Raw genomic sequence first — 16271 nt, 5'->3', positions numbered from 1 at the left:
AAAATTGTCAGAATACTAAAAGGAGCGTATCGCTCCTTTTAGTGTTTTGTCTAATTGACTTAGTTCCTGCCTACTGCACACTACCACTCGATCACCCAAGTCTCTTATAAAATGTAAAGTGCCTTTACAATTTCTATAGAGAATTTACGACCTCACTACGTTAGAATGTGAGTATTCACACACCTGAAAACTTCTAATTTATGGAAGGTTTAAATAGTCGATAGCGCAATTGCTACGGTTATTTTCAATCATGTTACTCCAGACGGGCTTTCGCTGCTGGTGTACAAAAAGGAAATCTATAATGAATCGTATCGTTTTAGCACCTACAGTGCTTGCCCTTACTTTTTTTACTACTTGTGCTAATGCCAATATTGATCAGCTTAAAGGTCTGTTAGGCGGTAAGAAAGCGGAATCGACAGTTACTTCCAGTAGCCTAACTGAAATGGCAACCAGCGCAGCATCTAATATCGACTTGGCTAGCTTAGTGAGTTCAGTTGCAGGTAACCTTAACGTGTCTGAAAACCAATCGGAAGGTGGCATAGCGTCAATTATGAACTATGTACAAGGCAACCTTTCAGGCGCTGATTACGCCCAGTTGGCAAGCAGCATTCCAGGTATTGATGCCCTGCTTGAAGATGTTCCCTCTCTTAGTGGTAACTCAGCAGCAAGCTCAAGCTCTTCACTATCAGGCTTACTCAATAAGGCCTCTGAGTACAGCTCTACACTTAAATCGGTAAACGACTTAAAGCAACAATTTGAAGCGCTAGGCCTTTCAACCGATATGATTGCCAGCTTTGTCACTCAAATCAGCTCGTATTTAAATGTAAATGCAGATGAAGAAACACAGGCGTTGTTTAAATCTGGCCTAGATAATTTGCTAACCGCTCTGTAACCTGTATAAGGCGTATTAATTCTCTTCTACAATCCAAATTAATACGCTTTAACTTTTTTGCAGGGGCTTTTAGCTTGGTGAAATAGCAACTCCTGTTTATCTTTTTACACTTAAATACACAGCCTAATCGCCTATGCAAAATGCAATGTCTCGGTTTTCTACGAAGCCCAAATGGTTTCGACTATCCACTTATCTTGTTCTCATCTACCTTACTTACGCGCTTCTTATCGGCGTAGTTACGCCTGCGGTGTTAAAGGCAAAGTTACCCAACATAGTGAAAGAAAACACTGGAAGAGATGCTGCTGTTGAAGATATTGCAATCAACCCTTTCTTGCTAAAAATAGAAGTGACTAATTTTGTTATCTATCCAAATATACACTCTTCAAATGAAAGCGAAGATAACGCCGTAATCCAGAACCAAGAAAATCATTTCTTTAGCGTAGGCAATGTTTCACTGGACGTTGGATTCTGGCAATCACTTTTCACCTTCACTCCTGCCGTTGAATCGCTAACCATAGACGAACCTTTTGTTTCCATTGCACGTTTAAGCGAAAGTGAAGACACACAAATCTTCAACTTCTCTGACATTCTTACCCACGTAGAGAAACGCAGTACAAAAGCACCTGAAGAGCCTAATGACACTAGCGAAGGGCAAATTCCGCGAATTACGTTACGTGATTTTGCACTTAACGAAGGGCGAGTGGTTATTGAAGACAAGGTGACCAACACCCTACTTGATTACCCAGAATTGAGCGTTGACTTGCAAGATTTGGATACTCACGCTTTGATCAGTTCAAGCAGTGTTGGCAACAAAAACGCTAACCCTAAAAGCGATAAAAGTGAGAGCGCTCAGTCAAAAGGTAAGTTAGCGTTCAACCAATATCAATTTAACTTGCTCACCGCAGAGAAAGGTAACATCGCCATTGATGGCGAGTTTCAATTATCTCCACTAAAAGTTACGACAGACATCACGATAAACGATGTAGCGCTTACGCCGCTTTGGTCACTTTCGAAAAATTTGATAGAAGCAGATTTAGTAGACGGCAAGATTAACTTAAGCTTACATGCTGAAGTTTTTGAACAAGATACAGCCTTCCAGTTTATTCTAGAGCGTGGCGAATTTGCTGTTAACAACCTTGTGTTTAGCGCTGGTTCTTCGCCTGCCACAACAGGCACCGCCAAGAGTTCGCAAGAGATCATTGCCATACCCGCGTTTGCCATACACGATATAAACGTAAACGCATTAGAACAGCAAGTTAGCATTGCTGAAGTTGCTTTTGACAACGTTCGAGTATCGGGCCTATTTGACAAGTCAGGGCTTGATTTACAGCGTCTGTTTACCCCAAAAAGCCCAGCGGCAGATGCTACATCAGCTAACGCTAACCCCAGCGCAGCGCAAGAAGGAAATAGCGCAGCGCATATAGGTAATAGCGCAGCGCATATAGGTAATAGCGCAGCGCATACAAGTAATAGCACAGCGCAAAAGGGAAATAGTGAAACAGAAGATGAGGATGTTTCCAACGTAGCAACCGACAGCACAAATGAACTAGCACATGAGACCTCGTGGTATGTTGAGCTTCACCAATTTGCATTTAATGACGGTAGCATTGATCTTTTAGAGCGTAGCGTAAGTGACGGGACCTACTACCGCATCAGCAACCTCAATATTAAAAGTGGAAAAGTCACTACTGACTTCTCTAAACCTATTTCCTACACCACCAGTTTACATATCTCTGCCGACCCACAGACGTTTAGCGACACATCCAAAGGTGCACTAAGCAGTAGCGGCAGCGTAGTTATTGCAGAACAAACTGTGCAGGGTAAAGCAGCGATTGAGCAACTGGTGCTAAGTCAGTTCCAGCAGTACGTTTCCCCCCACGCAAATGTGACACTTGAAGAAGGGCTATTTAATTTAAACGTTGAGTTTGATGGGGCATTTATGAACGCCGCTGATAAAGAAAATATCGACTCACTAAACGTTAAGGCGAGTACTAGCATTAATAATTTAAGCGTGCTGGATGACGACAGCTCTCCCCTACTACAGTGGCAGTCCTTAAATGTAGACAACATCGAATTTGACCACGCATCGAACCAGCTAAGCGTAGACATCATTCACCTACAAGCGCCATTTGCACGACTTATTATTGATGAAGCTAAACAGACCAATGTGAGTAAGCTGATTGTCGCTTCATCAGACAAGTCCGCTAACAGTGAAAGTGCCAGCGAAAATGGCAGCGCAACCACGTCGAAAGCATCAAACGCAAACGTGCATGCAAGCACTACAGCTGAGCCTTCACAAGCCAACGAATTGGCCATTGCCGTTAACACCATATCAATAGAAAACGGCAAAGCGTACTTTGCTGACCATTCATTAACGCCAAAATTTGCGTCTGCTATAGAAAGTTTAAATGGCAAAGTATTGGGAATTGACTCTCGCTCAACCTCCCCTGCCAATGTTGATATCACCGGAAAGATAGACAACTATGCTCCGGTCAAACTAGCAGGCACTATTCACCCATTAAAAGATGATATAGACCTTGATTTAGATTTTTCAGTCAAAGGCGCCGAACTGACTTCAGTTAACCCTTACTCAGGCACCTACATGGGCTATTACATTGACAAAGGCTTGCTGTCATTGGCTGTGCAATACAAACTAAACGGTAAGGCACTGGAAGGTAAGAACCGTGTGGTTATTGACCAATTAACGTTGGGCAAGAAGTCGAACTCTGATCAGGCATTAAGCCTACCGCTTGGCCTTGCTATTGCGTTATTAGAAGACAGAAACGGCGTTATCGATTTGGGTTTGGATGTGTCTGGCGATATCGATAGTCCGGACTTCAGTTTCGGCTCCATTGTCCTCAATGCTATTGGCAATATTATTACAAAAGCTGTTACTGCACCCTTTTCGCTACTTGCGAACCTGGTTGGCAGTGACGACGAACTCGACAATGTTGAGTTCGGGTTTGGAGAGCATTCGCTAAATGCGGACGCTCAAGAAAAACTGAATACCCTTGCCAAAGCCCTTAAAAAACGTCCAGGGCTTAGGGTTAATATCGAAGGTACAGTCAACGCCATGTCTGATGCAAGTGCCCTAGCGCAACGTCAGTTGAACACTACACTTTTAACAAGAAGCGGCTATGCTGATGCATCTGCTACTTCCGGCAACGCTAGTACTAACGAAAATTCTCTTGCTGGCGGTGAAAATGAAAGTTCCAACACCCTTGGCAGCGTACAGCGCGACTCAATAAGTGGCAGTAGTATCCCACTGGAAGGCCCTTTAGCCGATGCGCTTTTATCCTACTATGTTGAGGTATTTACACCTGATCTTAATCAAGAATATGAAAACATGGTGGCACAGCTTTACCCTGAACTCACAAATTCAGACAATGAACAGAGCCAAAAGAGTGCGGATAACAATAAGGAAGTCATTAACGAAGAAAGTGTAAACCGAGCATTAAGCATTGCCCGATACAACAAACTACGTAACAACATTGATATCCCTGAAAGTGACTTAATCCTTCTGGCTGACGCGCGCAGTAAAGCAGTGAAAGGTTATTTAGCAAATGAAGCTGAAGTTGAAGCGAATCGCCTATTTTTGCTAAATACTCAGCACGACCTACATACCGAATTTAGCGGTGTGGAGTTAACGTTAGAGGCGAAGTAACGAACGGGTTGGCTTGAGAAATAAAGCCCGATAATTTAGAGAGCCATAAGGTCATTAAATAAAAAAGGGTAGCTTATTCAGTTAAGCTACCCTTTTTTGTAAACAGTGACTTCTGATACTACTTGCTACTTAAAACCCAGCTAGCAAATGGTACCGTAGTGCGTGCCTCGCCTACTTCTTCAAATGGGGCGCGCAAGTTGCGGATACGTTAGACGCGTTGAAAATTTCGATCCAATAGCCGTCTGGGTCTTTGATAAATGCGATCCCTTTCATAGAACCATCATTAAGCCCTTTCTGAAAAGGAACGTCTAGTGATGCAAATCGTGCACATGCAGCTTCAGCATCAGGCACATGAAAACCAATATGCCCAAAACCTTTTGGCTCTGTATTTCCGTTATGATAATCAACCGTTTCTGGTGTATCGCCCCAATTGTGGGTTAGCTCCAACATGGCCGGGCGACCAAAAGTTTGCTGAGTACGTTCGTCTACATCGTCAGAAATATCAGAGAAATCATCACCTGCCGCCAAAAAATAAAGGCTGAACTTCATTTCTTCAAAATCTAGACGCTTAATTAGCGTCATTCCCATAACTCGCGTATAGAAATCTAGCGAACGCTTGGGGTCGGCAATGCGCAGCATAGTTTGGTTGAACACAAAACCTTGTGTCGCGGCATCTTTCTCTTCATACAGGCCTTCGGCCTTATCGAAATGTCGGCTCATAATAGTCGTCCTTAGCGATATAGATAATTAAGGCAAGGCAATCTTGCTTTGCCTAAAAACGAGTGCATAGAAGTGAGGGGTAATTTTCTTTTCACAACAGCACTTAGTCTATCCTCTTACGCGCTTTACCTCAGATGCGTTTTATTCAACGCCTATTTTTACAGCGCTTTTATTTTTTAGGGAGCTTTCCCCAAACCGAACCTGCATCACTTTTTTTCACTGGCGACACTTTAGTATTGGTGTTTTTGCCAGCCGCTTCTTTTTGTTTGCTAGCGCCTTTATTAAATGAGCTTGGCTTAGTACCAGAAGTACTTGAGCTATCTGATTTTTTAGGCGAAGTTTGTCGCGTGGACTCCGGTCGATATTTTTTCACCATACCTTGCAACAAATTGCGAACCACTTGATCGCCAGCAGGTTTAAAGTTGCGATGGTCTGGCTTTCTAAAAAACGCCGACAGCTCACCTTTACTCATTCTAAAGTCTGCTAATTTAAGCACCGCTATCATATCGTCATCTTTATAACTCATCGCAATACGGATTTTGCGCAGTACTTCATTATTACTTAATCGCTCTTTTGGCCCCAGCTCTTGAGGCATTTGCCCTTCTTGACGACCACGATTTTTAATAATCAATCCATCTAGAAACAGCGCAATAATCTTATCGCGACACGGCAGATAGCCCTCTTCGCCTTCCCGCTTCATCACAGCATGTAAATAATCAATTTCCATGTCGTAGTTCACTAATTTAAAAATACTTATGGCGGCAGTATCGTTTATCGCTAATGCATAACGAAGGCGACGCAGAACATCGTTGTGGATCATGAAAATGGGCCTGAAAAGTGGAGTAGCCAATAATTGGTATGGATTAAAGTGTAGCGCAAAGCACGCTTTCGCATATTTTACACTACTTGGCCATTTGCATCTATCGCGGGCTGTCAGGAGCGTTATTTCCACCAACACATAGTGAAACCAAATTAATGTACTTGGCGTAACGACATTGTACATCTGGTTTCGCTCATTTCATCGGCGTACCGAAATTGAGCTCATTGGTAGAAGGATACTTCCATGGCAACATTAAATCTCAACGGGAGAGACGTCAGTCTTCCCGATGATCCACGAACGACTTTGTTAGATTTTCTCCACCAGCATTTATCACTTTTTGGCACCAAAAAAGGTTGTGACCACGGACAATGTGGTGCTTGTACCGTTATCGCTGACGGCAAGCGTATTAATGCATGCTTAGTGTTTGCATTCCAGTTAGAAGGCGCTGAACCAACCCAAGAAGTCATATAGCAAGCTGCGGAAGCTGAGTTATCCGAAGCAAAAACGTTTGGCATAAAAAATCTGCCCGTCGTACACCCCATGACAAGCACGCGGTTTACTACCCACAATTTAGGTGAGTGCCTTCGTCAAGGCGCGCAAAACTTCAAATGGCAGCATAAAGTACAGTCCGCACCCAGAAAACAAATCGGCCATGGCGTAGCAAAGTGAATCAATTAAGGGCCTTTTACTTGGTCAACTAAGGGCTGTTTCGCTGGGGTTCCGTAGAAAGGAACGGCAGCGTCCAACTTGTCAGGTATGCTGGCTGCTAGAAAATTAGCAATATACCCACCATCGGGTCCCATCAATACGAAATATGGGGCGGTAGGATGGAACGCCATGGCGTGGTCGTCTACGCGCTTGCATTTAGTGTTATGGGCGTCCACGTTTTGCCGCCGTCATCCGACACTTTGCTGTAGTTACTGGCGATATAAACACGGTCAAACTGATGTTGGTCAGCGAATATTTTCTGATTCTTGTCATTTTTGTCTGCAAAGGCGGGGGGCACGCAAGTGCAACTGATACAGCAACTGCCGCCTTAAGAAGCTTTTTCATTATTGTTATCCAGTGTGTTTGATAGGGCTCAAAACCCTTTTTTAATTTGTAGTACTATCACTCTATAGCATTACTAATAAATGCTTAAAGTTACAATGTAACATACGACCAACTGCCCATTACAAAAGTTGAAAATATTGTGCACCGACTTAACATTACTTAATATCTTGATGGTCATTAGCCAGTGCATTTTTTCAAAAAGTAGTTTAGCCCTACCGACTCAATCTGTACATTTATTCAACAAATCGTATATTATCCAATCTGGATCTTTGTTTTACTATTCAGGGCGTCAGCCTAAGAATACTGATACTGATTCACAGGATTCAAATAGACACGAAAAAGCTTAAAGGCTCGAAGGGAATACATAAAAATAATATGCGGATTAGACATCTAACAATTTTACTCGTCGTTGCCAGCGTTCTACTTAGTGCCTGCACACCTTCACAACCTACAAACAAAATTCTGATCAGTGGTCCTTTTGAACCAGTCAATAACGATCCGGCAAGTACCGGCTACATGTTTACACGAATGCAAATTCTGGAAACTCTCATAGACGTGGATAACCAAGGTCAGCTTATCCCAGGGCTTGCTAGCTCATGGTCAAATGATGAGGACTTTACTGTTTGGACATTTAATTTACGTCCTGATGTGTATTTTCATGACGGCACGTTAATGACCGCCGACGCCGTCTACAAAAGCCTTTCGGTCGCGTTTGGTAAACCAACGCCATTTTCAAAAGATATGATCGCCAACATGGAGGTGGTATCAGAATATTCTATCAAGTTCACCTTGAACCAAAGTTACCGTCCTTTCCCTTCCCTGTTAAGTAATTATGCAACTGCGATCGTGGCACCTGCTACCTTCGGCAAGTTCAATCGAATTAAAACCTTAATAGGTACAGGCCCCTATCAGATTACGCACTTTGAACCACCTCACAATATTACAACCACACGCTTCGACAATTATTGGGGCGAGCCCGCTGTTATTGAAAACGTTGAGTACGTAACGGGTCACCGCTCTGAAACGCGGGCGCTTATGGTACGAACGGGGCAAGCAGATATTGTGTACAACCTCGACCCTGCCGCGGTTAGCATGTTGCGCACTGACTCTAACGTAAACGTGTTTAGCGACAGGATCCCTCGCACCACTTTAATTAAGTTAAATAGCGGCCATCCTATCCTCTCAGATGTAAAAGTAAGGCAAGCACTGAGTTTAGCGATTGATAGAAAAGGCATTGCATCTGGCGTAATGCGTATATCGAATATCTCTGCTGATCAGCTATTTGGCCCAAATATTCGAGACTGGCATATTCGTTCTACTACAGATAATGCTACCAATACTATTTCAATGGGTGACGCTGACAATAATCCAACAATTAAAAATAGCGTTGAAAATGGCGACTTATTATTAAACAGGAAAAAAGCGGCACAGCTGCTAACCGACGCGGGATGGTTAGTTGGTGAGGATGGCGTGCGCTACAAAGATGGCTCACCTTTAACGCTGAATATGATTACCTACGCCAATCGGCCAGAACTGATTACCATTGCCACGGCAATTCAAGATCAGTGGGCTAGCATTGGAGTGAAGCTTTCTGTCCATATGGAAAATGTAAGTGCCATTCCTTCAGGGCATGCTGATGGTACATTACAAACTGCACTTATGGCGCGTAACTTTGCTAACATCCCAGACCCTCTCGGTATAATGCTGGCTGACTTTTCTTCAAAAGAAGGCGGCGATTGGGGGCCAATGAACTGGCAAAATGAAAAAGTGTTTAACGATTTAAAGACCTTGAGTCGCACCACGGATGAACACGCTTACAAATCGTTGATATCATCAATTATGCAAGAAGTTCAGCAAGACGTTCCTCTTATCCCCGTTATGTACTATGTGCAGCAAACGGCGACTTCTAGCCGACTAAGAAACTTCAGCTTCGACCCTTACGAGCGTTCTTTTCGCGTATCTCAAATGAGAATAGCCCCATAATAATGAGAAAAATCCTACTTCAACGGCTGCTTCAAGCTGTACTGATGGCGTGGAGTGTAGGCACACTCACATTTATTATAACCCGTTCACTACCTGGAGATATGGCTTACAAAATAGCGGCTGGCCGCTACGGTGACGATGCGGTAAGCACAAGTGCCGCTAACGCCGTAGCAGAAGAACTTGGTCTGCACAGAAGCGCTTTCGAACAGTACGTAAGCTGGATGACTGATTTAGCCTCACTGGATTTAGGCAATAGCTTGGTCACGGGGGCCCCCATTGTTGTTGAGCTACAAAATCAGCTTTCTTACACCCTTGTTCTCGCTGGACTCGCTATTCTGGTATCCGCATTAATTGCGTTTCCACTGGGAATTTATAGCGGCATCAGAAGCGCTCGAAAAAGTGAAAATACTCCTAAGAGCCGTGCTTCTCTTTTTGATAAAACAGCATTAGTATTTTCCACGTTCGTGCGCTCTCAACCGGTCTTTTGCTTGGGGCTAATTCTCATCTTTATTTTTGCACTAGAGCTCAAATGGCTACCGGTTGCGGGCTCTTCAGGCTTTGTCTATACCATATTACCTGTAATGACCTTAGGGTTAAGCCTGGCGGCTATATCAAACCGCGTAATTCGCAATAGTACTGTTAATGCGGTTCAATCGGGTTACTTCCATTTCGCCAAGATAAAAGGGTTAAGCGCTCTAGAAGCGTTCAGGTGCCATGCGCTACCTAACATTGTAATACCTGCTCTAGCCTTCATGGGCATACAACTTATCGGGTTAATTGAAGGCGTAATTATGATTGAAAGCCTTTTTGCTTGGCCCGGCATAGGACACGGACTTTCCCATGCTGTCTTTGCCCGCGACATCACTATGTTACAAGGCACCGCTTTGCTAATGGGCATGTTATTCGTATTGGTCAACACACTAGTCGATTTAAGTCAGTATGCACTCGACCCAAGGGTGAGGGAAAATCGAGGACATAGCCAATGAAGACATTCGCTTTACCTGTTGAAAAAGTGATTGGCTTTTCACTGTTGATGCTGCTCTTATTACTTGCGTTGGGCGAGCCTGTTCTATTGGGAACAAACGGCAATCAACAAAATTTAAAGCAAGTGCTCGAAGCCCCAAGTGCGCAACATTGGTTAGGTACAGATCAGTTCGGACGCGACATGTTAGCCAGAATCTCAGAGGGTTTGCGCATATCACTTTCTCTCGCTGCACTGTGTGTACTAAGTTCATCAATCATTGGCGTGCTAACGGGCGTAATTGCAGCGTGGTGTAGAGGTTGGGTAGATACGATGTTGAATTTCATTGCCAATACGATATTGGCGCTCCCCGGACTGGTACTTATTCTTCTTTTCGCGGCGCTAGTACCAGGCTCTTTCATTATGCTGTATTTAGCCATTTCCCTAGTACTGGCCGTCGAGTACTTCAGGCTGGTACGTGCTATCACTCTACCAGTAGTGACAGGCCCTGCACTGGAAAACTCGGCGCTAATGGGTTTTCCAAAACGCTATTTATTTAGTAAGCATATATGGCCCGCCATTCGACAAGACGTGTTATCACTTGCTGCTTTTGGTGCCTCCTCCTCAATTATCGCCATGGCATCGGTGGGCTTCGTTTATGTTGGTTTGAAACCACCCAGCCCTGAGCTTGGGCTGATGATAGTTGAGCTTTTTCCATACTATCACGAAGCACCTTGGCTGCTCGCACAACCTATTTTCACCCTATTCGTTCTCGTACTGGGATTTCACTTACTTTCTGCGAAGAGTGACAAAACACCTCGTTTAAATAAGTTAATTTTTGACAGCAGCAGTAGACTATCAAAGAGTGATGCATGGGAGCGCAAACTGTGAGCCAATACATTGCTATTGAACACTTATCAATTTACGCGCAAGACACCATTATTGTAGAGGATCTATCCCTTAACCTTGAACAAGGCGAGACGCTTACTATATTGGGTGAAACCGGGGCAGGTAAAAGTCTGCTAGCGCAAGCAATTATGGGCGACTTACCGCCTGCACTGAGGGTTACGGGAAATGTTCTGGTAAACGGTGTAGATATGCTTCGTGCGAACCGACGTGAATGTGAACAATTGTGGGGGCGAGACATTGTTATGCTGCCGCAAGAGCCATGGCATTCTCTAAGCCCAATGATGAAAATTCGCCAGCAAGTCGCCGAAGTTTTTCGGTTTACATTGGGTAACGGTGCTCGCGAAGCACAAAAGAGTGCGAAGACACAGCTAGACAACCTGGCTCTTAAAGACGACAGTGATAAGGTCCCTTCTCAACTTTCCGGTGGAATGGCACAGCGTGTCGCTTTTGCCTGTGCATCAGCGACTAATGCACCTTTATTTCTAGCCGACGAACCCACAAAAGGGCTAGATGCCGGACGCAAACATCATATTATTGAGCAACTAAAGCAAAAAGCTAACGACGGTACGCTACTTACTATTACGCACGATGTTTCAGTGGCAGAGGCACTGGGTGGTAAATGTATGGTGCTTAAAAACGGGAAACTGGTTGAAACAGGTGATACCCGCAAGATACTGTCCACCCCTTCATCAAATTATACCAAAGCCCTTATTGCGTCGGCTCCGCAACACTGGACGGCTACAACAAAAAAAACGCATAGGTTTGCACCGCTGGTATCGGTGAATGATCTCACAATTATGAGAGGTAACCATACACTATTTACTGGCCTTAGTTTCTCCTTAGGGGAAGGCGAAATTGTCGGGCTTTGTGGTGATAGCGGCAGTGGAAAAACGTCTCTAGGTGATGCTCTACTTGGGCTTCTACCCTATCAAGGCAATATTGCGTTTCATACGCTTTTACACCGTTATCAAACCCTAAAGCTATATCAAGATCCCCCCAGTTCATTTGCCGATCACACTACGCTTAAATCATTGATTGATGACGTAATAAAGCTTCACAAGGTGTCTAAAAAGCGTGCCGATTTACTTTCATCTCAACTAGGCCTTAACCAGCGATTGTTTGAGCGCAGCGCCTCTGAGGTAAGTGGAGGTGAGCTTCAACGCATTGCATTGCTGCGCGCGCTGCTACTAAGGCCCAAGCTACTTATAGCTGACGAGCCAACATCTAGGCTCGACCCCATTACAAGTAAGGCAATTACTCACTTACTTGTCGATCAATGCAAAGAAGAAAATTGCACGGTGCTCTTTATCAGCCACGATAGAACACAGCTAGAAAAAGTCTGTGACCGAGTCATTGACCTTCAGAGTCTCACAACATCAAAAGCCGTTATATAACGGCTTTTGGAAGACAAGATTCAGGGCACTTTCGTGTGTTTATACGCAAACCGTAGCCGCGAATGAACTAAAAAGTCACGATTTCATCATCAATAAGATGACCAACAGCCTGACTCTGCTCAGCATCGACAAAGGCGCTATCAATAGCGCTAAAACGCGCCGTAGTAACTCTTCGATAATTCGGGTGTGTATAAATATAAGTTTGCTCTGACTGAAGCGCCTCTATCACGCGCTCAGCTAGCACAGAGGCACCGATTCCCGACTCTACTGCTTTAGTGGCTGCTTGGGCTCCGGCTTTGAGCTTCTCTTTATCAATGCGTTTTTCAGCGGCTACTGCGTATTTTTGTTGCCTATTTCTATACGACTCGTGAATGCGGGTCTTCACAAATGCTGGACACAATACAGAAGTATGGATTCCAAAAGGTTTCAGTTCTGGTACCCAGCTTTCTGTCATAGAGACAACCGCAGCCTTTGATGCGCAGTAGGCCGCCGCATATGGCATGCCCATCATTCCTGCCATCGACGCCACGTTTAGCACCCAGCCTCCTTCGCCGTGCTCTTTAATAGCTGGCACGCATGCTTGTGCGCCATAGAGTACGCCCATAACGTTGACGTCCATTACCCAGCGCCAGGTCTCATGCTCCGAATCTTCGACTTTCCCCGGCGTACCGCCAACACCAGCATTATTGATGACCATATGAACCTTGCCAAACTTCTCTTTGGCGTTAGCTACAATATCTTCCCACTGAGCGTAATCGGTAACATCAAGGGCGCAAGTCAATACATCAAAACCTTTCTCTCGTAAGTCGTTACCCGATTCGGTTAATGCAGCATTATCAATATCGCCCATGACGATATTCATACCCTGCCTTGCCAATGCCTCTGCCAGCGCTAACCCTATGCCGCCAGCGGCGCCAGAAATAATAGCGGTCTTACCCGTAAATTCGTTAGACATCTTACTCTCCTGTTATTGTTATTGCGCCGCGGGCCCTTTGGGAAAGCCATTTCAATGAGGAGTTTGCAATCGCCTATCTCACTCAACTAGCGCTTATTGACAACCTAGATTAGGGGTAACAGGATGAGGAAAATACTTTATTTGGCTAATTTGAATAGCTTCATGAAATTAATAAGGCAGGTTAAAAGAAAGGGCGGGGCAAACAAAAAAGGGCAGTGACTAACCCTGCCCTTTGCTTGAATAGAATATCTCTTGCCCGTGGTCAGTTCGTTTACTTCGCCGGCATAACATAAACCTCGCGAACGCAGGCTGACTCTTCTGCGCTTAGGGCAAATAATACCGATTTTGCAATATCCGCTGGCTGAAGTTTATCTTCCTTAGGCTCATCGAAAAATGGCGTATTCACCATGCCAGGGCAGATAGTTGTACAGCGGCCGCCCCACTCGCGCATTTCTTCGGCGAGGTTCTGACCGAAACCATAAGCAAACCACTTACTTGCCCCATATACAGAGCCTTTCAGGGCTATTCGACCGGCGACCGAAGACGTAATAATGAAGTGGCCTTGCGTATCGCGCAGGTACGGCAATCCAGCTTTTGCAGTATAAAGCAGTCCATTTACGTTTGCGCCCAGCATGCCATCCCAGTCATCTACGTCCCCCTTTTCAATGCCGGCGGCTTTCGCGCCACGCCCGGCATTGGCGAAAATGCCGTCAATGCGACCGAAATATTCGCTTACCTGTTTAAACGCCTTATCTAACTCATTAAAGTCGCTTACGTCAGCTTTGACAGCAAATGCATTATCATTGCCAAGTTCTTCAACCAAGGCACGCAGTTTGTCCTCACTTCTCGCTAAGAGGGCAACGTTATAACCGTTATTTACCAGTTGCTTTGCTGTTTCTTCGCCAATGCCGCTGGAAGCCCCCGTTATCGCGATAACCTTTTTATCTGTAGCTGCGGTGGGCATACACTTCCTCCTTTTTATTGGGCAACCATTTCACTAATTTTGTCTACGAAAGCTGGAATATCATCTGGGTTTCTACTGGTCACCAGCTTTGCATGGGTCACCACTTCCTCATCAACCCACGTCGCACCAGCATTTTTCAGATCTGTTTGGATACTAGGAAACGAAGTGAGTGCTGCACCTTTCGCTAATCCAGATTCCACCAGCAACCATGGTCCATGACAAATAGCACCTATTGCTTTAATACTTGCCGCGCTGTTTGCACTTTTGATGAAGGCAACTGCATCTTCGTTGGTACGCAGCACATCGGGATTGATTTGACCGCCAGGTAGCACAAGGGCATCGTAATCTTCAGGATTAACGGACGTAACTTGTTTATCAACATTGACGTCCTTCCCCCAGTTGTCTTTATCCCACGCTTTAATTGTTGTCTGATCATCAATAGATAACACATCAACTTCAGCACCTTGCTCAATAAACTTGTCTCTTGGTTGAATCAACTCACTTTGCTCAAACCCATTAGTTGCCAAAATAGCGATTTTTTTGCCTTTAAGGTTTTGGGTGTTGCTCATAATGTTCACTCCTTTTGAAAGACGAAATGTAAAGCTAGTAAAAACAGGGTCGCCGCACGACAGGAATAACTGTCCGCCTACCACCTTTAGCAAATCCCATCAGGTGAACGCGTTAGTTTGTGCATGGCATAACCTAGCTCTTACTATCTAGCTACGATGCTGTTGAAGGTGCAAATTACAAACCATCCAAACCAAGAAACACAAGCCATTGATTCAATTACAATAAATGAAATACCAACAATTTCACCACCATTGATAGCCACGCACATATTCAGATTTTGTGAACGATTTACAGAGCTTCTTTCTCGCTCCTTTTTAAGTTGATGTAAGCCGACAGCGAAGTTTTCATGTATCAAGCTCTAAGAGTTCTATCGTTTAGGCAAAACATGAGGACACATGAGCAAGGAACGTTTCAACCACGCTAAATCTGCATTCGAGCTTTCTTTGAAAAGTTGGTGGAGTATTTCAAAGCGTATTTTCACTAGCCTGCAAAAAGACAACATTCCTCTTATCTCTGCTGGCGTTGCCTTTTACTGCTTGCTGGCTATCTTCCCACTATTAGGGGCAACTATTGCTTTGTATGGGCTTGTTGTATCACCCGACGAACTGCAACGCCACATGGCATTGCTGGTAAATGTAGTACCAAATGACAGTCGCTACATCATTGAAGAACAGCTTAAAAATTTAACCGAGAAGTCGAATACTGCATTAGGCTGGAGTTTTTTATTTACTCTGCTCTTGTCACTGTGGAGCAGTAGCAAAGGCGCCAATGCATTGATAAAAGCATGTAACATTACCTATAGCGAGGCGGAAGGAAGAGGCTTTTTCAAAGGTATTCTAGCGCGCATTACGTGCACCATATTTATGATCCTTACCGTAATTGTGTCCCTCGCCTGCATCACCATTTTACCCGAAGCAATAAGCTGGATGACGTCACATGCCCTTAGTACCGAGCAAGCCATGTGGGTGACTTGGCCGGTGATGCTGGCCCTATTTAATATTGCGCTTTCAGCCCTATATCGATATGCCCCTCACCGAAGAGAAGCCCAGTGGCGCTGGGTGACACCGGGTTCAGTTTTTGCCACCTTATTATGGGTGGTAGCCTCGTATGGTTTTTCGATATACCTCAATGAATTTGGAAGTTACAACAAAACCTACGGATCCGTTGGGGGAATTATTATCTTGCTCATGTGGTTGTATTTAACCGCCTATATCATTCTAATTGGTGCAGAGGTGAACTCGTCGATAGAGCTCCAAACTACTGCAGACAGTACGGTGGGTGAAGACAGACCCATGGGCGAAAGAAATGCATTTGTGGCAGATCATACACCGGATGACTTAAGGCGCTAATACTAAAACTATCTGAGGCGCATGCACTATCTAGCAG

The 16271-nt window shown here is 44.6% G+C and carries 13 protein-coding genes and 1 pseudogene; 8 read left to right on the top strand and 6 right to left on the bottom strand.

The window, feature by feature from the left end:
* Positions 1 to 301: 301 nt before the first annotated feature.
* Together QME20_RS05565 and QME20_RS05560 are read left to right on the top strand one after the other, a co-directional pair.
* Complete coding sequence (locus tag QME20_RS05565) at positions 302 to 892, top strand: DUF2780 domain-containing protein (protein ID WP_061486323.1); 591 nt, start codon at positions 302 to 304, stop codon at positions 890 to 892.
* Between the two features lie 145 nt (positions 893 to 1037).
* Positions 1038 to 4556, top strand: coding sequence for a DUF748 domain-containing protein (locus QME20_RS05560; RefSeq protein ID WP_281715587.1), 3519 nt, complete (start codon positions 1038 to 1040; stop codon positions 4554 to 4556).
* Between the two features lie 171 nt (positions 4557 to 4727).
* On the opposite strand, the gene gloA is transcribed toward QME20_RS05560, so the two are convergent.
* Complete coding sequence (gloA, locus tag QME20_RS05555; RefSeq protein ID WP_014950300.1) at positions 4728 to 5276, bottom strand: lactoylglutathione lyase; 549 nt, start codon at positions 5274 to 5276, stop codon at positions 4728 to 4730.
* Between the two features lie 169 nt (positions 5277 to 5445).
* A complete protein-coding gene (locus QME20_RS05550; protein ID WP_049587962.1) occupies positions 5446 to 6096 on the bottom strand; it encodes a DUF1456 family protein in 651 nt (216 codons plus the stop codon).
* 243 nt (positions 6097 to 6339) lie between these two features.
* On the opposite strand from QME20_RS05550, the gene QME20_RS05545 reads away from it, so the two are divergent.
* Complete coding sequence (locus QME20_RS05545) at positions 6340 to 6567, top strand: 2Fe-2S iron-sulfur cluster-binding protein (protein WP_281715586.1); 228 nt, start codon at positions 6340 to 6342, stop codon at positions 6565 to 6567.
* A gap of 206 nt (positions 6568 to 6773) precedes the next feature.
* Here QME20_RS05545 and QME20_RS05540 read toward each other — a convergent pair.
* Positions 6774 to 6887 (bottom strand): annotated as a pseudogene (locus QME20_RS05540) (dienelactone hydrolase family protein); the annotation flags it as partial.
* Between the two features lie 637 nt (positions 6888 to 7524).
* On the opposite strand from QME20_RS05540, the gene QME20_RS05535 reads away from it, so the two are divergent.
* Genes QME20_RS05535 through QME20_RS05520 form a run of 4 tightly spaced genes read left to right on the top strand, consistent with a single transcriptional unit; the run spans position 7525 to position 12396 of the window.
* Positions 7525 to 9132, top strand: a complete 1608-nt coding sequence (locus QME20_RS05535; RefSeq protein ID WP_281715585.1) for an ABC transporter substrate-binding protein — start codon at positions 7525 to 7527, stop codon at positions 9130 to 9132.
* 2 nt (positions 9133 to 9134) lie between these two features.
* Complete coding sequence (locus tag QME20_RS05530) at positions 9135 to 10118, top strand: ABC transporter permease (protein WP_281715584.1); 984 nt, start codon at positions 9135 to 9137, stop codon at positions 10116 to 10118.
* Positions 10115 to 10984, top strand: coding sequence for an ABC transporter permease (locus QME20_RS05525; RefSeq protein ID WP_281715583.1), 870 nt, complete (start codon positions 10115 to 10117; stop codon positions 10982 to 10984). The genes QME20_RS05530 and QME20_RS05525 overlap by 4 nt, the downstream gene beginning before the upstream one ends.
* Positions 10966 to 12396, top strand: coding sequence for an ATP-binding cassette domain-containing protein (locus QME20_RS05520; RefSeq protein WP_281715582.1), 1431 nt, complete (start codon positions 10966 to 10968; stop codon positions 12394 to 12396). Before QME20_RS05525 ends, QME20_RS05520 begins: the two co-directional genes overlap by 19 nt.
* Positions 12397 to 12463: 67 nt before the next feature.
* Here QME20_RS05520 and QME20_RS05515 read toward each other — a convergent pair whose 3' ends face one another.
* The 3 genes from QME20_RS05515 to QME20_RS05505 all read right to left on the bottom strand — a co-directional run bounded on the left by QME20_RS05515 (position 12464) and on the right by QME20_RS05505 (position 14884).
* The gene (locus tag QME20_RS05515) at positions 12464 to 13351 is read right to left on the bottom strand and encodes an SDR family NAD(P)-dependent oxidoreductase (RefSeq protein ID WP_281715581.1); all 888 of its coding nucleotides are present in this window, start codon (positions 13349 to 13351) and stop codon (positions 12464 to 12466) included.
* Positions 13352 to 13622: 271 nt separating this feature from the next.
* Positions 13623 to 14315 (bottom strand): SDR family oxidoreductase, encoded by a 693-nt coding sequence (locus QME20_RS05510; protein ID WP_281715580.1) that lies wholly within the window; start codon positions 14313 to 14315, stop codon positions 13623 to 13625.
* Between the two features lie 14 nt (positions 14316 to 14329).
* Positions 14330 to 14884, bottom strand: coding sequence for a type 1 glutamine amidotransferase domain-containing protein (locus QME20_RS05505; RefSeq protein ID WP_281715579.1), 555 nt, complete (start codon positions 14882 to 14884; stop codon positions 14330 to 14332).
* 396 nt (positions 14885 to 15280) lie between these two features.
* Here QME20_RS05505 and QME20_RS05500 point away from each other — a divergent pair, with 396 nt between their 5' ends.
* Positions 15281 to 16234, top strand: a complete 954-nt coding sequence (locus tag QME20_RS05500; RefSeq protein WP_281715578.1) for a YihY/virulence factor BrkB family protein — start codon at positions 15281 to 15283, stop codon at positions 16232 to 16234.
* Positions 16235 to 16271 lie beyond the last annotated feature (37 nt).

It is taken from the genome of Alteromonas sp. CyTr2, assembly GCF_947311905.1.
In the GTDB taxonomy this organism is placed as follows: domain Bacteria; phylum Pseudomonadota; class Gammaproteobacteria; order Enterobacterales; family Alteromonadaceae; genus Alteromonas; species Alteromonas macleodii.
This window is presented reverse-complemented; position numbering and strand designations above follow the sequence as displayed.